Origin of the sequence: Pseudomonas nitroreducens (assembly GCF_014204515.1) — a bacterium.
Taxonomy (GTDB): domain Bacteria; phylum Pseudomonadota; class Gammaproteobacteria; order Pseudomonadales; family Pseudomonadaceae; genus Pseudomonas; species Pseudomonas nitritireducens_A.
This window is the reverse complement of record NZ_JACHLI010000027.1, coordinates 17,833-36,238: the sequence shown is the minus strand read 5'-3', so window position 1 is coordinate 36,238 and position 18,406 is coordinate 17,833. Positions and strand designations below refer to the sequence as shown.

The window sequence follows — 18,406 nt, the reverse complement described above, 5'->3', positions numbered from 1 at the left end:
GCGTTACTCCTTCGCCACCAGCTTGATCGACCGGTTCTCCCGGTCGACAGGCCGTACCTCCTGTCCTTCACGCAGCACCTGGACACCGGCTGCCACCACCCAGTCGCCATCCTTCAGGCCTTCGAGCACCGGCACGCGGTCCTCGGCGTAAGGGCCGATGCGCACCGGGCGGCGATGCAGGGTGGAGGTCTGCGGATCGACCACCCAGACGAAGGGCTGGCCGGCTTCGGACGTCAGCGCGGCGAGCGGCACCGCCAGCGGCACGTTGCCCTCGGCATGGATGTAGACGCGGGCGCTCTGGCCCAGCTCGGCCGGCACCTTGGGATCGTCGAAGGCGACTCGCGCGGCGAAGGTGCGCGATTGCGGATCGGCCGCCGGCGACAGCTCGCGGATCTTGCCGCTGAAGCGCTTGTCACGCTGCGACCAGAGCTCGACGCTCACCGCCTCGCCAACGCGGAAGCGCTCGAAGGCGTGTTCGGGGAAGCTGATCAGCACTTCGCGGTCGCCATCGGCGGCCAGGGTGAAGACGGTCTGCCCGGCGGCGACCACCTGCCCCACTTCGACGCGGCGAGTGGCGATCACGCCGTCCTGGGGCGAGCGCAGCACGGCGTATTCGGCCTGGTTGCGGGCCACGTCGTACTCGGCGCGAATCTGCTTCACCCGCGCTTCGCCGGCGCGGTAGGTGTTCTCGATGTTGTCGAACTGCGACTGGCTGACCAGCTGGCGTTCCAGCAGGGTCTTGTAGCGGCTGTATTCAGAGCGCACGGTCTGCAGGTTGGCTTCGGCGGCGGCCACCTGGGCGCGCGTGGCTTCGAGCTGCAGGCGGACGTCTTCCGGATCGAGTTCCGCCAAGGGCTGGTCCTTCTTCACCCGCTCGCCGGTTTCCACCAGGCGCTTGCTCACCTTGCCGCCGATGCGGAAGGCCAGCTCGGGCTCGTGGCGGGCGTGCACTTCGCCGGGATAGGCTTCGGTGATATCGCGTGCCGGCAGCGGTTGCACCACGATGGCCGGACGCACGGCGGGCTTGGGCGGCTCGCCGTTACCGCAGGCGGAAAGGGTAATCAGGAAGGCAGCAGGCAGCGCGACAGACAGAGCATGGCGGAACATGATGTGTGACCCTTTCGCAAAACGCGGTTGGAATTCTTATACTCCCCGGTATAGTAAAAATACAGAACCCATCAGTCCAGTATTAGAAATGTAAAGACATGTCACCATCGAACTCATCCAACGGTCCGGGTCGCCCCAAGGATCCGGCCAAGCGCCAAGCCATTCTCGAGGCCGCCAAGGAGCTGTTCGTCCGCCATGGCTACGACGGCAGCAGCATGGAGGCCATCGCCGCCGAGGCCGGGGTGTCCAAGCTCACGGTGTACAGCCACTTCACCGACAAGGAGACGCTCTTCGTCGAGGCGGTGCAGGCCAAGTGCGCGGAAAATCTGCCCGAGCTGTTCGCCGAGCCATCGGCGGATGCTCCCCTGGAAAGCCTGTTGCTGAATCTGGCGCGCGGCTTCAACCAGCTGATCAACAGCCCCGAAGCCATCGCGCTGAGCCGGCTGATGATTGCCCAGGGGGGACAGAACCCGCATTTGTCCCAGCTGTTTTTCGACGCCGGCCCTCAGCGCGTACTGGACCAGATGGAGCGTCTGCTGGAGCAGGCCCGGCAGCAGGGCAAGCTGGCGATGGACAGCCCGCGCCGGGCTGCCGAACATTTCCTGATGCTGGTGCAGGGCTGCGTGCACTTCCGCCTGATGATCGGCTGCGTGGAGCCGCCGACCGAGGAAGAGTCCGAGGCTCACGCGCGGGAAGTGGTGGCGTTGTTCCTGCGCGCCTTCGCTCCGTAACCCGGAGCCGCCTGAGCGCCTCAGGCGCGGCGCACGAAACGCACCCGCGCGCGCTGCGGACGCAGGGAGAACCAGCCGCGCGGCGCCAGTTCGCCGTCGTGAACGATGTCCCAGTGCTCCACCCAGTAAGCCAGCGCGGCGGCGAGGTCGATCATCGCCATCGCCGTTCCCGGGCAGGAACGATCGCCCAGGCCGAACGGGAAATAAGCGCCGCGTGGCCATGATGCCGCCCCCAGGAAACGCTCCGGGCGGAATTCCAGCGGCGCCTCGAACCAGCGCGGATCGCGGTGGGTGATCCAGCTGGAAACCATCACCACGTCACCCCGCTTGAGCGTGTGACCGGCTACCTCGATATCGGCCGTCACCTGACGTGGCGCAAGGCCATAGGCCGGTGGATAGAGGCGCAGGCATTCCTGCAGCACCGCACGCAGGAGCGGGCAATCACGCAGATCGCCCACCGAACGGATCGCTGACCAGTCGATCGGCGCCAGCTCGGCCCGCAGCCGCTCGCGAAGTTCCGGGCGCTGCGCCAACAGCAGGAGGCACCAGGTCAGGGTGACGCCGGTGGACTGGTGCGAGGCCATCAGCAGGGTGCACAGCTCGTCGCGCAACTCGGCCAACGGGCGAGGCGAACGCTGCGCCACCTCGTCGACCACCGCGCGCAGCTGCCCCAGCGCCCAGCGTTTGCGTGGGCACAGTTTGCTCGGGAACCAATGCCCCAGCGGCAGTCCGGTGGACATTTCCAGCAGCGCGACCCGCGACAGCAGGCGCACCGCCTTGGCAATCCGGTAGGCCGCCGGTTGCAGGTCCACATCGAACAGGGCATGGCCACTGAGGGTGACGCTGAACGCCGCCATCTCCAGGTCGAGATCGTATTCGCGGCCTTCCTCGATCTGCGCCGCCCACTGTGCGGCCAGGTGACGAACATCACTGGCGGCCGGCGCGGCGAGATGCGGGCGCACCGCCTTGCGCTGGGCCTGGGCCGGTTCGCCTTCGCGCATCATGAAACTTCGCCCGTTCCACTGCTTGAGCATGCACAACGCGGGTTGCCAACGGCGCAGATCATCGCGCCGCTCGACCATCAGTTCGTGGACGGCCTGGGGATGGAACAGGCACCAGACCCGCTGCGGCCCCATGCGCATGACCGCGACGTCCGGCTGCCGCGCCTGCATCTTCTGCAGCCAGGCCAGCGGGTCGCGCTGGATGTCCAGCCAATGACGCGCGCCGGCGCGGTCGTCACCGACCCAGGGCAGATGCGCCAGGCGCCGACGGATCGGGCAATTCGGATTGGCCTTCAACATGTATTGCCACCTCCCTGCGGCCCGGCGATTCAGCCCTTGCTCAGGGCCTTCTTCGGATAGATGTCATAGCGGCTGGACTTGCCTTCCAGGCTGTAGCCAGGCTTGGCGCCCTCGATGATCGGCGCCTTGCGCGGACGCTTGACGACAACGCGATGGCTGGCCAGCTTCAGCGCGGCTTCGAGCAGCGCCGGTGCGTCGAGATCATCGCCCACCAGCGGGCGGAACAGGCGCATTTCCTTCTTCACCAGCGCGCTCTTGTCGCGGTGCGGGAACATCGGGTCGAGGTAGATCACCTGCGGCGCCTCGCCTTCCCAGGCGGCCATGCGCTCGATGGCGTTGCCCTGCAGCAGGCGCATGCGCGCAACGATGGCGCCCACCTCGAAGTCCCCTGCGGCACGGGCCAGGCCATCCTCCAGCAGTGCGGCGATGATCGGCTGGCGCTCGGTCAGGTCCATCTCGCAGCCCAGGGTCGCCAACACGAAGGCGTCCTTGCCCAGGCCTGCGGTGGCGTCCAGCACATGAGGGCGCACGCCCTGCTGGATGCCGACCGCCTTGGCGATCATCTGCCCGGCGCCGCCACCGAACTGGCGGCGGTGCGCGGCGGAGCCTTCGAGGAAGTCCACGCGCACCGGGCCGGGCGAATCAGGCCCCAGCTGCAGCAGTTGCAGGCCGTCATCCCCCAGTTGCAGGGCGAAGTCCGCGTCGCCCTCGCCCAGCGGCAGCCCCAGCCGCTGCGCCCACTGCTCGGCGGCGCTATGCCAGGCAGGCGCCAGCGCCTGGACGACGATGCGCGGCGGGGTGAGGACTTCGGTCATGGCGGGGCGATCCTGGGAAAAACCGCGATTCTACCGCAGCGTGCGGCTGGCGGGCTCAACGGCAGATCTGCCAGCCGCCCAGGTCGAGGTGGAAATGATCGTGGTGGGCGCGGTTGTAGTCAGGGCTCAGTACAACGTCGAAGTTACTGCACGCGCTATCGCGGACGGCACGCAGAAAGCGCGCAGCGTCGCCCTCCCCGCTCCAGTCTTTCGCCACCACGATGCGCCGGCCGTCAGCCAGGCGGAAGGCGGCGATGTCCAGTGCGTTGGCGCTGGCGTGCTGGCTGCGCCGGGCATCGGCGCGGCCGTAGATATTGCGGCAGGCGAAGCTGCCCAGATGCTCCACGCCCGCCACGGGTTGCCCGTAGATTTCCCGGGCGACGGGTTGCAGCGAGTGACGCTCGAACAACGCGAAGCTCACGGCCAGCGGACAGCTGGCGAGGAAGCTGCTGCTCAATTTCACCTCGGCCGCCTGCACGCGCCAGACGTTATGCAGCGGGCAGCCGGCGACCGGTTCACTGTCGGCCATGGGCTGCGCCTTGAGGTCGGAGCTTTGCAGTGCCAGCCGGCAGAGGTCGGCGTCATCGCGCAGACGCCAGAGCTTGTAGCGGGTCAGCAGGTTCGGCTCGTCGCGCACATCCAGTGGCGTCCAGGGATTCCAGCGATCGGGCAACTTGACCCACTGCTGCTGCACCGCGAGGGCGAAGCCGGCGAGGGCGAGCACGACACCAAGGAACCACCAGCGCAAGCGTCAGCCCCGGAACAGCTCGTTGATGCGGTCGAACGGCATGGCGCCGTGCATGGGTTTCAGCTCGCCTTTGAGCAAGGCTTCCGAGGCCCCGAAGAAGGCGCCGTACGCTGCCCGCGCCAGAGTCGATCCGACACTGACACGCTTCACGCCCAGCTCGGCCAGCTCCTCGAGGTTGAGCTGCAAGGCCGGCGAGCCCACCAGCACGTTGACCGGGCGCGGTGCCACCGCGCTGACCACGGCGGCGATTTCCTCGCGGGTTTTCAGTCCTGGCGCGTAGAGCACATCGGCGCCAGCGTCGGCGAAGGCCACCAGGCGGCGGAGGGTGTCGTCCAGATCGGCGCGGCCGTGGAGGAAGTTCTCCGCGCGGGCCGCCAGGGTGAAGGTGAAGGGCAAGGCGCGAGCGGCCTGCACGGCGGCGGTGATGCGCTCGACCGCCAGTTCCAGCGGGTAGATCGGCGCGTCCGCGCGGCCCGTGGCGTCTTCGATGGAGCCACCGACCAGCCCGCAAGCGGCCGCCCGGCGAATGGTCTCTGCGCAATCTTCCGGAGCATCGCCGTAGCCGTTCTCCAGATCGGCGGCGACCGGCAGCGGCGTCGCTTCGACGATATCCCGCGCGTTGGCCAGGGCTTCGTCACGGCTCACCGCACCTTCGGCGTCGCGGCGGCCGAGGGCGAAGGCCAGGCCGGCGCTGGTGGTGGCCAGCGCCGCGAAGCCCAGGTGGGCGAGCATCTTCGCCGAGCCGGCGTCCCAGGGGTTGGGCAGGACGAACAGGCCCTCGCGCTGGTGCAACGCGCGGAAGGCTTCGCCGCGTTGCTGCTGGGTGCGCTGGGGTTGTTGCGAGGTCATGGCCGTCTCCTTGCCGAACGAGGGGAAGCAGCAGGTTAGCGCCCTCGCCTGCCGGGCGCCATGCACAGTTGGCGGCTCAGAGCAGGCCGAGCTGTTCCACTTCCGGCTTGGGCTCGAACAGCGGCGGCAAGCCCGGCAGGCGCTCGCACAGCAGCGCATGGAAGCGCTGCGCCTGTTCGGCGGCGCGCTGGTTGTCCGGGGTGTGGAGGAAGACGTAAGGCGTCAGGCCCTGTTCGATCCACTCGACGACCTTGCCGATCCAGGGCGTGAGATGGACGAGGTTGGCGTCCAGGTCCGGCCCACCGATGAAGCGCACCTGTGGGCTATCGCTGAAGGCCGCGGGGCGCACCGGTACCTTGGGCTTCTTCGACTGGGCATGGAGCACGGCGGGGTCGTCGGAGCGGCAGGCGAACAGCGCCCGCGAATCCAGGCAGATGCGCTCCACGCCACGGTCCAGCAACAGGCGGTTCAGCGCCCGCTCCTCGTCGCCTTTGGCGAAGAACGCCGGGTGGCGAACTTCCACGGCGATGCGTCGCGCGGCGAACTCATCCAGCCAGGCCGCCAGCTCACCCAGGCGATCCGGGCCGAAGCTGGCCGAGACCTGCAGCCACAGCGGAGCTACGCGCTGGCCAAGCGGCGCCAGCAGGTCGAGGAAGTCACGGGTGGTTTCCAGCTGGCCGCGCAGGTCGCCTTCGTGGCTGATGTCACGGGGCAGCTTGGCGCAGAAGCGGAAAGTCTCGGGCATGGTCTGCGCCCAGCGCGCGACGGTATCGGCACTGGGGCGGGCATAGAAAGTGGTGTTGCCTTCCACGGCATTGAATACCTGGGAGTAGTAACCCAGGGTCTCGGCGGGGCGCAGGTCGGCGGGGTAGAAGGTGCCACGCCAGGCGGGCTCGTTCCACGAAGGACAGCCCAGGAAATACGGCAGGCTCATGAAGCGAACGGGAACGGCATCAGGCGTAGAGATCGAGACCGACGACTTCCTGGCCTTCGTACTGGGTCGCCATGCTGGCGGTGCTGGTGTAGCTGGCCAGTGCCTGGGCGGCCTTGGAGCTCAGCGGGCGCTGGTAGTCGAGGTTGTCGCGCAGGGTGGCCGGCACGCTGTAGCTGCTGGCGCTGGAGGATTCGACGCGGCGGGTCTGCGGTTGCGCGTCCATGCCCTGGCTGGCCGAGGTCGACGCGGGCTGCTCGCGGCGGGTCTCGACGTCACGCTGCACATCCCGATACGGAGTCACCGCAGTGCCCGTTCGGGAACCGCGCTCCGGCGTTGGGGAAATGGAGGTGTAGCCGTCGATACGCATGTCAGGAACTCGGTGGTAATGCGCTCACTCTAGCGAGCGCTCCGGGCTGCGGTCAATTGGCACAGGTCAGGCTTTCTTGGGAGTCGCCACGTTGTCGCGCAGGTAGACCGGCTGGGCCTGCTCTGCGTCAACCATCTCGCCGCGCGCCCAGGCGAATTCGGCCAGGGTCAGCAGGTCCTCGGCGTGCGGCAGCAGGCTGGCGTCATGGGCGCCGACCTTCACCGCCAGGCGCTCTTCGAAGCCCCAGCCGGTGCCGGAACCGAACCATTCGCCCTGGGCATCGCGCGGCAGCTCGACACGCTCGGGCGGCAGCACCGCTTCGGCGCCGGCCAGGCGCATCTCGCCCTGCTCCAGGCAGTAGCAACCCCAGTACACCTCGTCCATGCGCGCATCAATGGCCGCAGCCACCTGGCTCGCGCCGTGCTCGCGATGGGCGCGCTGGGCCAGCACCGCCAGGTCGGAGATCGGCAGCACCGGCTTCTGCAGGGCGAAGGCCAGGCCCTGCACCACGCCGATGGCGATGCGCACGCCAGTGAAGGCACCGGGGCCGCGACCGAAGGCGATGGCGTCGATGGCGGACAGCGCGATGCCGGCCTCGCCGAGGATGTCCTGCACCATGGGCAGCAGGCGCTGGGCATGCAGGCGCGGAATCACCTCGTGGCGCACAAAGCGGCGGCCGTCATGCAGCAGGGCGACGGAACAGGCTTCGGTCGAGGTATCCAGGGCCAGCAGCGTGGGCATGGTGTTATCCATCAGGGCGGAAAAAAGGGCGGGCATTATAAACGCCAAAGGCCCGCGTGTGCGGGCCTTTGGTGATGCCGAAGGTGGATCAGCTCAGAGCGCCGAGCACCTTGGCAGTGATCTGCTCGACCGAGCCGACACCGGCGACGCAGGTGTACTTCGGAGTACCCTGGGCGGCGGACAGCTTCTGGTAGAAGTCGACCAGCGGCTTGGTCTGCGAGTGGTAGACCGACAGGCGGTGACGCACGGTGGCTTCCTTGTCGTCTTCGCGCTGGATCAGCTCTTCGCCGGTCTCGTCGTCCTTGCCAGCCACTTTCGGCGGGTTGTGCTCGACGTGGTAGACGCGGCCCGAGGCCGGGTGCACGCGGCGACCGGCGATGCGGCCGACGATTTCCTCGTCGTCCACGGCGATCTCGACCACGTGGTCGATGGAGACGCCCGCTTCCTTCATGGCCTCGGCCTGGGGAATGGTGCGCGGGAAGCCGTCGAACAGGAAGCCCTTGGCGCAGTCGGGCTGGGCGATACGTTCCTTGACCAGGTTGATGATCAGGTCATCGGAGACCAGGCCGCCGGCATCCATCACGCTCTTGGCCTGCAGGCCGAGCTCGGTGCCAGCCTTGACCGCTGCACGCAGCATGTCGCCGGTGGAAATCTGCGGAATGCCGAACTTCTCAGTGATGAAGCGAGCCTGGGTACCTTTGCCGGCACCGGGCGCCCCGAGCAGAATCACACGCATCGATATGCTCCTAAATACTTGTTAAGCGAAATCACGGATCCGCCTCGTGGGGCCAATCTCATCGTGCTGGAATGGCGCAAATACGCGCCGAAAGGTTGCTCACGATACACAGCGGTCCCCCACCACACAAGCCGGCCTTGGGGACTGCGCACGGCGATTCCGGGCGTATTCCTACGCCCGGATAAGCCATCAAATTAATCTTATCCAGCCGCTCGGCAATCCACCTTTGGTGGGGGGTGGCGATACCTCAGCCGGTATTGCGCAGCCCGGCCGCGATGCCCGCCACCGTCACCAGCATGGCCTGCTCCAGACCGCCGCAGGCATCGCCTGTGCAGCGCCGCGAGCGGGCCAGCAGCTCGGCCTGGAGCAGGTGCAGCGGGTCGAGGTAGGTATTGCGCACGCCGATGGATTCGCGCGTCTCGGCAGCATGGGCGAGCAGCTGGGACTGCCCGGTCAGGCCCAGCACCACGCGCACCGACTGCGACAATAGGTCGCGTAAATGTGCACCTAATGGTCGCAGTTCCGATTGCACCAGGCGCTCGTCGTAGAGTTGGGCGATTTCCCGGTCGGCCTTGGCCAGCACCATCTCCAGCATGTCGATGCGCGTGGTGAAGAACGGCCACTCCTTGCGCATGCGCGACAGCAGTGCGCCCTCGCCGCGCTCGATGGCCTTGAACAGGGCGTCTTCCCAGCCCAGCCATGCCGGCAGCATCAGCCGCGTCTGGGTCCAGGCGAAGATCCACGGGATCGCCCGCAGGCTTTCCACCCCGCCCTCGCGGCGCTTGGCCGGACGGCTGCCGAGCGGCAGGCGGCCCAGTTCCTGTTCCGGCGTAGCCTCGCGGAAGTAGTCGACGAACTGCGGGTTCTCCCGCACCACCGCGCGGTAGGCGAGCACCCCGTCGGCGGCCAGGCGGTCCATCTCCTCGCGCCAGGCCGGCTCGGGCACCGGCGGCGGCTGCAGGGTGGCTTCGAGCACAGCGGCCAGGTAGAGGTTGAGGTTCTGCTCGGCGATGTCCGGCAGGCCGAACTTGAAGCGGATCATCTCGCCCTGTTCGGTGGTGCGGAAGCGCCCGGCCACCGAGCCCGGCGGCTGCGAGAGGATCGCCGCATGGGCCGGGCCGCCGCCACGGCCGACGGTGCCGCCGCGGCCATGGAAGAGCAGCAGCTCGACGCCATGGCTTCGACAGATGTCCACCAGTGCCTCCTGCGCGCGGTACTGTGCCCAGGCGGCGGCCAGGGTGCCGGCGTCCTTGGCCGAGTCGGAGTAGCCGATCATCACTTCCTGCGGCCCGGCCAGGCGGGTGCGGTAGCTGTCCAGGCTGAGCAGGCGGTCGATGCAGGGGCCGGCGTTGTCCAGGTCGTCCAGGGTCTCGAACAGCGGCACCACGCGCATCGGTCGCTGCAGCCCGCATTCCTTGAGCAACAGTTGCACCGCCAATACGTCGGACGGCTGCCCGGCCATGGAGATGACGTAGGAACCCAGGGACGCCGCCGGGGCCTGCGCCACCACGCGGCAGGTGGCGAGGACTTCTGCGGTCTCCGCTGACGCCGGGTAATCGGCCGGCAGCAGCGGCCGGCGGCTGGCCAGCTCCTCCAGGAGGAATTCCTGGCGCACGCTTTCATCCCACTCGGCGTAGTTGCCCAGGCCGAGGTACTCGGTGATTTCGCTCATGGCGCTGGCGTGGCGGGTGGAGTCCTGGCGGACGTCCAGCCGCGCCAGGAACAGGCCGAAGGTGGCGGCACGGCGCAGGGTGTCGAGCAGCGCGCCGTCGGCAATCACACCCATGTCGCAGGCCTGCAGCGAGCGATAGCAGAGCTCGAGCGGCTCCAGCAGTTCACGGTTGTCCTGCAGCACTTCAGCGCCTGGCTCTTCGCCGTTGTGGATGGCGCGCTCGGCCCAGGCGCGGGTGGCGCGCAGGCGTTCACGCAGTTGCTTGAGCAGCGCGCGATAGGGTTCGGCCTGCTCGCCCACTTCGGCGTGCAGTTCGTCGCTGGCCTGCTGCATGGACAGATCGGCGGCGAGGCTGTCGACATCGCGCAGGTAGAGGTCGGCGGCCATCCAGCGCGCCAGCAGCAGTACCTCGCGGGTGATGGCGGCGGTGACGTTGGGATTGCCGTCGCGGTCGCCGCCCATCCAGGAGGCGAAACGGATCGGCGCGGCGCCCAGCGGCAGGCGTTCGCCCAAGGTCTCCTGCAGGGTCCGGTCGACATGGCGGAGGAAGTCCGGCAGCGCATGCCAGAGCGAATGCTCGATCACCGCGAAGCCCCATTTAGCCTCGTCCACCGGGGTCGGCCGGGTGCGGCGGATTTCGTCGGTGTGCCAGGCCTCGGCGATCAACCGCTGGAGTTTTTCCTGCACCGCCTGGCGCTCTTCGGGCAGCAGGTCGGCGTGGTCGCCGGCAGCCAGTTGCGCGGCGATGGCGTCGTACTTCTGGATCAGCGTGCGGCGCGCCACTTCGGTGGGGTGCGCGGTGAGCACCAGCTCGATCTCCAGGTCCGCTACCTGCCGCGCCAGGCCCTCGGAGCCCAGGCCGGACTTGCGCAGGCGGCTCAGCAGTTCGGCCAGCACGCGGTTCTCGAAGGGCTCCGGCTCCTTGGCCGTGCGCCGGCGGATGCGGTGGTACTGCTCGGCGATATTGGCCAGGTTGAGGAACTGGTTGAAGGCCCGCGCCACCGGCAGCAGCTCGTCCTCGCCGAGGCCGTCGAGGGTCGCGGTGAGCTGCTTGGCGCCTTCGGCGGAACCGCGCCGGGCGGCCTTGGCGCCGGTGCGGATCAGCTCGATCTTGTCGAGGAAGCCCTGCCCGTACTGGGCGCAGATGGTCTGCCCGAGCAGTTCGCCGAGCAGGTGTACGTCCTCGCGCAGGCGCGCGTCGATATCCGGCATCACGGTCTCCTTATCTGAGAGTCCTTGATTGAAAGGGCGTCGCTGGGTTTCACAGTGCCGCCGGCAACGCCGACAGGCAAGCGCTCGACGAACGCCCGCAGTCCTGCTCGGACAACGTCTAGGCTGAAAGTTATCCCCATCCACGGGAAAACCTGCGGCGGCCTCATGAGGGCCGCTCGCCACGTATCGACCCTAGAGGTGAACATGAAAATCCGCGAGCTGGTACGCCATTGGGAAAAGAACGCCAGGGGGCGCATGACCCACCACCAGTACAGCATTCCGCTGGACGTCGAGACCGCCGCGCGCCTGGCCGCGTTGCACGACATGTACCCCAAGCGCAGCGTCGAGGAGCTGCTGGGGGAACTGGTCAACTCGGCGCTGGAGGAGCTGGAGGCGAGCTTCCCCTATGTGCAGGGCAACAAGGTGGTGGCGCAGGATGAACAGGGTGATCCGATCTACGAGGACATCGGCCCGACGCCGCGCTTCCTGGCGCTGTCGCGCAAGTACCTGCAGGAGCTGACGGAGGCGGAGCACTCCTGAATCAAAACGCCCCGGCAGATGCCGGGGCGTTCGGTTTCAGCTTCAAGAGCAACTATTTTGCTGCGGCGACTTCTGCGCCAGGGCTTCCCCCTCACCCCAGCCCTCTCCCTCAGGGAGAGGGGGCAGACCGTGCCGGCTGACGCCATCGTTTCAACCTGCGCCGAACAGTCCCCTCTCCCTTCGGAGCGGGGCTCGCAGCCAGGGTTAGGGAGAGGGCAGGACCTCGTGCAGGACCTCCCCAGCCCCGTAGGGCAAATAACCTGGAACAGGTTATCCGCCGGCCCACCCACTGCGGCGGATAACGCTGGCGCGTCATGCGCCCTACGAATGGATGCCCCGGCAGGACTCAATGCCGGCCGTGGACGCCAGGCACGTGCAGGTGCCCAGCCTCGGAGCAGGACTCCGGCACCACCGAAGGCTCCGCCGGCAGCTCCAGCTCGCGCAGGATGCCGCAGGACTGGCTACTGCCCTCGCCCTCGCAGCGCGCGCGCAGGTCGCGCAGTTGCTGGCTGAGGGACTGCAGCTCGGCGATGCGCACCTCGACGTGGTGCAGGTGTTCCTCGATCAGCCGGTTGGCGGTGCCGCAGTCGGATTCGGGGCGGTCGCGCAGGCCGAGGAGGATGCGGATTTCCTCCTGGGTCATGTCCAGCGAACGGCAGTGGCGGATGAACGACAGCCGTTCGACATGGCTGGCATCGTATTGCCGGTAGTTGCCCTCGCTGCGCGATGGCGCCGGCAGCAGGCCTTCGCGCTCGTAGTAGCGGATGGTTTCCACCGGGCAGCCGGTCAGTTTCGCCAGTTCACCGATCTTCATTTGCGACTCCTCGCCAAAGGACACTTGACTCTGTAGTTGCTACAGGGTGTGCAATCAGCAGCAACTCGTCAAACAGGAACGGACGACATGACTGCCAATCGCCAGGGCCCGATCATCCACGGTCCCGCTCAAGATCGGGAAAACGAGGCCGCCAGCTGCTGCGGCTGCGACAAGGGCGCGCTGCTGCGCGCTCCGGCCGCCGAACCTGCGCCGCACTCTCTCGAACACGGCCACGACCATGGCCACGATCACGATCATGGCGAGGATCACGGCGCGCGGGCGGAAAGTGCCGCCAGCGCCGCGACCGGTCCTGCCAGCGGCGAACTGCGCTGGAGCAGCCTGCGCATCGAGGCCATGGACTGCCCCACCGAGGAACGTCTGCTGCGCGATGCGCTCGGCCGGGTGTCGGCGGTGGAGGACCTGGACTTCAACCTGATGCAGCGCGTGCTGCGCGTGCAGCACCGCTTCGACGGCATCGAACCGCTGCAGAAGGTCGTCGCCTCCCTCGGCATGCAGGCCGAACCACTGGACGAGAACTCCCCGGTTTCAGCACCCGCCGCGCAGAAGAAGCCCTGGTGGCCGCTGGCGCTGGCCGGTGTCGCGGCAGTGGGCGCGGAAGTCTTCGAGTGGTTCGCCATCGGCCCGCACTGGCTGGTGGCCGTGCTGGCCATCGGCGCCATCCTCGGCGCCGGCCTGCCGACCTACAGGAAGGGCTGGATCGCCCTGAAGAACCGCAACCTCAACATCAACGCCCTGATGAGCATCGCCGTGACCGGCGCCATGCTCATCGGCCAGTGGCCGGAAGCCGCCATGGTGGCGGTGCTGTTCGCCATCGCCGAACTGATCGAGGCCAAATCCCTGGACCGCGCGCGCAACGCCATCCGCGGCCTGCTGCAACTGGCCCCGGAACAGGCCACGGTGCAAGTGGACGGGCAGTGGCAGGAAGTCTCCGCCAAAACCGTCGCCCTCGATGCACGGGTGCGGGTGCGCCCCGGCGAACGCATTGCGCTGGATGGCGAAGTGCTCGACGGCCGCTCCAGCGTCAACCAGGCGCCCATCACCGGCGAGAGCCTGCCGGTGGAGAAGCAGACCGGCGACCCGCTGTTCGCCGGCACCATCAACGGCGAGAGCGCGCTGGAGTACCGCGTCACCCGCGTCGCCGACGACAGCACCCTGGCGCGCATCATCCACGCCGTGGAAGAGGCCCAGGGCTCGCGGGCGCCGACCCAACGCTTCGTCGACCAGTTTTCGCGCATCTACACCCCGGCAGTGTTCCTCATCGCCATCGCCACTGCGCTGCTGCCGCCGCTGTTCTTCGGCGGTGCGTGGCTGGACTGGGTCTACCGCGCCCTGGTGCTGCTGGTGATCGCCTGCCCCTGCGCGCTGGTGATCTCCACCCCGGTGACCATCGTCAGCGGCCTGTCGGCGGCGGCGCGCCTGGGCATCCTGATCAAGGGCGGGGTGTTCCTGGAAATGGGCCGTTCGCTGAGCTGGATCGCCCTGGACAAGACCGGCACCCTCACCGAGGGCCGGCCCAGCCAGACCGACTTCACTGCCTTGCGCGAATCCGCCGCGGGCGACGTCCGCGCCCTGGCCGCTAGTCTCGCCGCGCGCTCGGACCACCCGGTGTCGCAAGCCGTGGCCAAGGCTGCCGAGGCTGATGACATCGCGCTGTACAGCGTCGGCGAGCTGACCGCCCTGCCCGGCCGTGGCGTGAAAGGCGAGATCGACGGCCGCACCTACCACCTGGGCAACCACCGCCTGGTGGAGGAATTGCAGCTGTGCTCGACGCAGTTGGAAGCGCGCCTGGATGCGCTGGAGCAGCAAGGCAAGACGGTGATCGTGCTGCTCGATGACGAAGGCCCGCTGGCGCTGTTCGCAGTGGCCGACGCGGTCAAGCAGACCAGCCGTGAAGCCATTTCCCAGCTGCACGAGCTGGGGGTGAAAACCCTCATGCTGACCGGCGACAACCCGCACACTGCCAACGCCATCGGTACCCAGGTGGGCATCGATGTAGCGCTGGGCAACCTGTTGCCCGAAGACAAGCTGCGCGAGGTGAAGCAGCGCCAGGAAGGCGGCAAGCGCGTCGGCATGGTCGGCGACGGCATCAACGACGCACCCGCCCTGGCCCGTGCCGACATCGGCTTCGCCATGGGCGCGGCGGGTACTGACACGGCCATCGAAACCGCCGGTGTCGCGCTGATGGACGACGACCTGCGCAAGCTTCCGTCCTTCATTCGCCTGTCGCGCCAGACCCACCGCGTGCTGATCCAGAACATCACCCTGGCGCTGGGCATCAAGGCGGTGTTCCTCGCCCTCACCCTGGCCGGCGAAGGCACGCTGTGGATGGCGGTGTTCGCCGACATGGGCGCCAGCCTGCTGGTGGTGTTCAACGGCCTGCGATTGCTGCGTCATCGCGGTTGATCAGCGCCGATCAGCACCAATGCCCGCCAACACGGCGGGCATTTTTTTTGAACCCCCTGACAAAACGCCTAGTCCTCTAAACAGTTAGCCCCCTAAACAGATGCTCGCTATTCGTTTAGCAGAACCGCAGCGCAGAGCGGCGCGCATCCGCCGGCAATCGAAACGCCGAGGGAACCCGTTACCAAACGTCAGAGGATTCACCCAATGGAACTGAAATCTCAGAGCGCTCGAACCGTCTCCTCCCTTTCCTCCTGTGCCTCGCCGCGCAGCTGGCGCCTGGGTCTGCTCGCCCTTGGCAGCGCCGTGCTGCTGGCCGGTTGCGCCGGCAACCCGCCCAGCGAACAGATGGCCGTCACCGAATCGGCGGTGAACGCGGCTGTCAGCAACGGCGGCCCCGAGTTCGCTCCGGTGGAAACCAAGAACGCCCAGGACAAGCTCGCCCAGGCGCGCATCGCCCTGAATGACAAGGAATACGACCAGGCCAAGCGTCTGGCCCAGCAGGCCGAGTGGGACGCCCGCGTCGCCGAGCGCAAGTCCCAGGCCACCAAGGCCCAGAACGCTGTGAAGGACGCCCAGCAGGGCGTGATGGAGTTGCGTCAGGAAGGCCTGCAGCAGGCCCAGTGATCCCGCCCCTACGCCCGGTCATATAAGGAATTTCGACATGAACAAGCTCATCGTACTGCCCGCTATCTCGACCCTCGCCCTGGCCCTGGCTGCGTGCTCCACGCCGCCCAACGCCAACCTGGAAAAAGCCCGCGGCGACTTCCAGGCCCTGCAGGCCCAGCCCCAGGCCACCCAGCAGGCGGCCCTGGAAACCAAGGACGCCGGTGACTGGCTGGCCAAGGCCGACAAGGCCTACCGCGACGGCGCCGACCAGAAGGACGTGGACCAGCTGGCCTACCTGACCCAGCAGCGCATCGAACTGGCCAACCAGACCGTAGCCCTGCGCGATGCCGAGGACCAGTTGAAGAACACCTCCGCCCAGCGCGCCCAGGCCCGACTCGACGCCCGCACCGCGCAGCTGAACAAGCTCAAGGGCGAACTGAACGCCAAGCAGACCTCGCGCGGGACCATGGTCTCCTTCGGTGATGTGCTGTTCGACCTGGACCGCGCCGAGCTCAAGCCGGGCGCCATGGCGAACGTGCAGAACCTCGCCGGTTATCTGCAGCAGAACCCGGAGCGCAAGGTCATCGTCGAGGGCTACACCGACAGCAGCGGTTCGGCCTCCTACAACCAGGGCCTGTCCGAGCGCCGCGCCGATGCCATTCGCCTGGCCTTGCTCAGCCAGGGCGTGTCGCCGGACCGCGTGACCACCCGTGGCTATGGCAAGGAGTACCCGGTGTCGAGCAACGGCACCGCAGCCGGCCGCGCCATGAACCGCCGCGTCGAGGTGACCATCTCCAACGACGCCAACCCGGTGCAGCCGCGCTCCTCGGTGAGCAGTGCGTATTGATCCTTCGGGATAATCCGCTCCCGTAGGATGGCGTGGAGCGCAGCGATACCCATCAATCCCTGCATATGCAGCATGGGTATCGCTACGCTCCACCCATCCTACCGTCCGTGTTAATCCTGCCGGCGCGTACCGGCGATCAGGCCAGCAGACGCCGATACAGTTCCGCCATCTCCGCCGAGAACGGCACCAGCACCACCTCCCGCAATGAACTCCCCTCCCCGCGCGGTCGACGCAGTTCGTCCACGGCGATCCGTGCTGCCGCTTCGGCGGGATAGCCGTAGATGCCGGTGCTGATGGCGGGAAAAGCGACGCTGGCCAGGCCCTTGGATTCGGCCAGTTGCAGGCTGTTGCGGTAGCACTGGGCGAGCAGCTCCGGCTCGCCCTGTTCGCCGCCGCGCCAGACCGGGCCGACGGTGTGGATAACGAAGCGCGCCGGCAGGCGGAAGCCGGGGGTGATCTTCGCCTGGCCGGTCTTGCAGCCGCCCAACGGACGGCAGGCGTGGACCAGGTCCGGGCCGGCGGCCCGGTGGATGGCGCCGTCGACGCCACCGCCGCCCAGCAGCGAGCTGTTGGCGGCATTGACGATGGCGTCGACGTCGAGGCGGGTGATATCGCCCTGCCAGACGCGAATCTCGGGGTGGCCCATGGCGCTTGCTCCCTTGAGTCGGCGACGGCAGGTCAGGCCGTCACTTGGTTTCCTGCGGGGTTTCCTCGCCCAGGCAACGCACGGCGCGCTTGCGGCCATCAACCAGCACGCCGGTCAGGCCCTTCTGGGTCATGTCGAACATCACCAGCACGCCGTCGATGCACTGCGCCTGCTGCTCGGCCGGATCCAGCGAGAGCTTGGTGGCGTCCTGGCCGGGGATGCTTTTCAGCATGGTGAACTGGGTCAGTTCCAGCGCGTCCTCGGGCTTGGCGAAGTGCAGGTAGCCGTAGTACCAGAGCGTGCCGACCGAGACGAAGATGGTGGCGATGACGGTGAGGATGTACGAGATCGGGTTGCCGTTCATGGATTGCCTTGTGGTTTGGATTCCGCCCTGGCGGGCTCCGCTGTAGTCGAATTGGGGACTTCGGCCAGCCGGCGCAGGCCGGTGAAGTGCTGCGGATCATCGAGGAAGCGCAGCATCACTTCGCGCCACACGTCTTCGCCGAAGGTTTCCACGTGGTTGCCGCGGGTCAGCTGGAAGACCTTGGGCGGCGGCGCGGCCTTGTAGAGGCTCAGGCCGTTGTCCAGGGGCACAATGGTATCGTCGATGCTGTGGAAGAACAGCACGGGTGCGCCAGAAAGTCGCGGCATGGAGCGGATGGCGCTGTCGCCATCGGGCACCAGCCAGGACAACGGCACCTGCAACGGCCAGGTCAGCCAGCTGTTGCCCAGGGTGTACTGCGCCACGTCGCGGTAGCTGGCCGGCACGCCATCGAGCACCACCGCGTGCAGTTGTTTCTGCCGCTCGGGGTGCAGGCCCAGATAGTGGATCGACAGCGCGCCGCCCAGGCTCTGGCCGAGCAGGATCAGCGGCTTGCCCTGGGTCTCGGGCGCCTTGTCCAGCCAGGCGAAGGCGGCGTCGATGTCCTGATAGATCGCCGGCAGGCTCGGTTCGCCCTGTGACTTGCCGTAGCCGCGGTAATCCACCATCAACACCTGGTAGCCCTGTTCGGGCAGCCAGAAGGTGCCGCCCAGGTGCCAGGCCATGTTGCCGCCGTTGCCGTGCAGGTGCAGCACGGTGCCCTTCACCGGGACGCCCGCTTTGGCCGGCAGCCACCAGCCGGCGAGCTTCACGCCGTCGGCGGTGGTCAGGGTGACATCGCGGTAGTCGAGCTTGGCCCGCGCCGGGGTGATCGCGACGTCGTCGCTGGGGTAGAACAGCAGCGAGCTGCAGCCGCCGAGGGCGAGCAACAGCGAAATGGCGGCAGCGCGGAAACAGCGGTTCAGCATGATGTCATCCTTGGAATTCCCCGCTC

Annotated in this window: 19 protein-coding genes; 5 read left to right on the top strand and 14 right to left on the bottom strand. The window is 67.6% G+C overall.

The genetic code is table 11. The annotated features are described in order from the left end of the window. Positions 1-3 precede the first annotated feature (3 nt). Positions 4-1,107 carry an efflux RND transporter periplasmic adaptor subunit gene (locus HNP46_RS26170; protein WP_184594832.1) on the bottom strand — a complete coding sequence of 368 codons (1,104 nt, stop codon included), beginning with the start codon at positions 1,105-1,107 and terminating at the stop codon, positions 4-6. A 98-nt stretch (positions 1,108-1,205) separates the two neighbouring features. Here HNP46_RS26170 and HNP46_RS26165 point away from each other — a divergent pair, with 98 nt between their 5' ends. Continuing rightward, positions 1,206-1,838: a TetR/AcrR family transcriptional regulator gene (locus HNP46_RS26165; protein ID WP_184594830.1), complete on the top strand. Its 633-nt coding sequence runs from the start codon at positions 1,206-1,208 to the stop codon at positions 1,836-1,838. 20 nt (positions 1,839-1,858) lie between these two features. Here the strand turns inward: HNP46_RS26165 and HNP46_RS26160 are convergent, their stop codons facing one another. The 9 genes from HNP46_RS26160 to ppc form a co-directional block, all read right to left on the bottom strand. Next, the gene (locus HNP46_RS26160; RefSeq protein WP_409372472.1) at positions 1,859-3,139 is read right to left on the bottom strand and encodes a cytochrome P450; all 1,281 of its coding nucleotides are present in this window, start codon (positions 3,137-3,139) and stop codon (positions 1,859-1,861) included. Between the two features lie 29 nt (positions 3,140-3,168). Further along, positions 3,169-3,954, bottom strand: a complete 786-nt coding sequence (locus tag HNP46_RS26155) for a class I SAM-dependent methyltransferase (RefSeq protein ID WP_184594828.1) — start codon at positions 3,952-3,954, stop codon at positions 3,169-3,171. A 55-nt stretch (positions 3,955-4,009) separates the two neighbouring features. Next, positions 4,010-4,702 carry an extensin family protein gene (locus HNP46_RS26150; RefSeq protein ID WP_184594826.1) on the bottom strand — a complete coding sequence of 231 codons (693 nt, stop codon included), beginning with the start codon at positions 4,700-4,702 and terminating at the stop codon, positions 4,010-4,012. A gap of 3 nt (positions 4,703-4,705) precedes the next feature. Continuing rightward, positions 4,706-5,551 (bottom strand): isocitrate lyase/PEP mutase family protein, encoded by an 846-nt coding sequence (locus HNP46_RS26145; RefSeq protein WP_184594824.1) that lies wholly within the window; start codon positions 5,549-5,551, stop codon positions 4,706-4,708. A gap of 76 nt (positions 5,552-5,627) precedes the next feature. After that, positions 5,628-6,485: a DUF72 domain-containing protein gene (locus HNP46_RS26140; protein WP_184594822.1), complete on the bottom strand. Its 858-nt coding sequence runs from the start codon at positions 6,483-6,485 to the stop codon at positions 5,628-5,630. 19 nt (positions 6,486-6,504) lie between these two features. Beyond that, a complete protein-coding gene (locus HNP46_RS26135; RefSeq protein WP_184594820.1) occupies positions 6,505-6,852 on the bottom strand; it encodes a hypothetical protein in 348 nt (115 codons plus the stop codon). Between the two features lie 66 nt (positions 6,853-6,918). Continuing rightward, the gene (gene tsaB / locus HNP46_RS26130) at positions 6,919-7,593 is read right to left on the bottom strand and encodes a tRNA (adenosine(37)-N6)-threonylcarbamoyltransferase complex dimerization subunit type 1 TsaB (RefSeq protein ID WP_184594818.1); all 675 of its coding nucleotides are present in this window, start codon (positions 7,591-7,593) and stop codon (positions 6,919-6,921) included. 88 nt (positions 7,594-7,681) lie between these two features. Next, positions 7,682-8,329: an adenylate kinase gene (gene adk / locus HNP46_RS26125; RefSeq protein ID WP_184594816.1), complete on the bottom strand. Its 648-nt coding sequence runs from the start codon at positions 8,327-8,329 to the stop codon at positions 7,682-7,684. A 247-nt stretch (positions 8,330-8,576) separates the two neighbouring features. After that, complete coding sequence (ppc, locus tag HNP46_RS26120; protein ID WP_184594814.1) at positions 8,577-11,213, bottom strand: phosphoenolpyruvate carboxylase; 2,637 nt, start codon at positions 11,211-11,213, stop codon at positions 8,577-8,579. Between the two features lie 204 nt (positions 11,214-11,417). Here ppc and HNP46_RS26115 point away from each other — a divergent pair, with 204 nt between their 5' ends. Then, positions 11,418-11,753: a pilin assembly protein gene (locus HNP46_RS26115; protein ID WP_184594812.1), complete on the top strand. Its 336-nt coding sequence runs from the start codon at positions 11,418-11,420 to the stop codon at positions 11,751-11,753. Between the two features lie 346 nt (positions 11,754-12,099). Here the strand turns inward: HNP46_RS26115 and cadR are convergent, their stop codons facing one another. Further along, a complete protein-coding gene (gene cadR / locus HNP46_RS26110; protein WP_184594810.1) occupies positions 12,100-12,567 on the bottom strand; it encodes a Cd(II)/Pb(II)-responsive transcriptional regulator in 468 nt (155 codons plus the stop codon). A gap of 87 nt (positions 12,568-12,654) precedes the next feature. Here cadR and HNP46_RS26105 point away from each other — a divergent pair, with 87 nt between their 5' ends. The 3 genes from HNP46_RS26105 (at position 12,655) to HNP46_RS26095 (ending at position 16,444) form a co-directional block, all read left to right on the top strand. Continuing rightward, the gene (locus tag HNP46_RS26105) at positions 12,655-14,991 is read left to right on the top strand and encodes a heavy metal translocating P-type ATPase (protein ID WP_260403271.1); all 2,337 of its coding nucleotides are present in this window, start codon (positions 12,655-12,657) and stop codon (positions 14,989-14,991) included. Between the two features lie 204 nt (positions 14,992-15,195). Beyond that, on the top strand, positions 15,196-15,615 hold the full coding sequence (locus HNP46_RS26100; RefSeq protein WP_260403270.1) for a DUF4398 domain-containing protein: 420 nt from the start codon (positions 15,196-15,198) through the stop codon (positions 15,613-15,615). Positions 15,616-15,652: 37 nt separating this feature from the next. Beyond that, positions 15,653-16,444 (top strand): OmpA family protein, encoded by a 792-nt coding sequence (locus HNP46_RS26095; protein WP_184594807.1) that lies wholly within the window; start codon positions 15,653-15,655, stop codon positions 16,442-16,444. 136 nt (positions 16,445-16,580) lie between these two features. On the opposite strand, the gene HNP46_RS26090 is transcribed toward HNP46_RS26095, so the two are convergent. From HNP46_RS26090 to HNP46_RS26080, 3 genes are read right to left on the bottom strand one after another with little or no spacing between them, the layout of a single operon-like run. Beyond that, positions 16,581-17,090, bottom strand: a complete 510-nt coding sequence (locus HNP46_RS26090) for an O-acetyl-ADP-ribose deacetylase (RefSeq protein ID WP_184594805.1) — start codon at positions 17,088-17,090, stop codon at positions 16,581-16,583. Positions 17,091-17,130: 40 nt separating this feature from the next. Then, positions 17,131-17,454, bottom strand: a complete 324-nt coding sequence (locus tag HNP46_RS26085) for a hypothetical protein (protein WP_184594803.1) — start codon at positions 17,452-17,454, stop codon at positions 17,131-17,133. Beyond that, positions 17,451-18,380, bottom strand: coding sequence for an alpha/beta hydrolase (locus HNP46_RS26080; RefSeq protein ID WP_184594801.1), 930 nt, complete (start codon positions 18,378-18,380; stop codon positions 17,451-17,453). Before HNP46_RS26080 ends, HNP46_RS26085 begins: the two co-directional genes overlap by 4 nt. Positions 18,381-18,406: the final 26 nt, after the last annotated feature.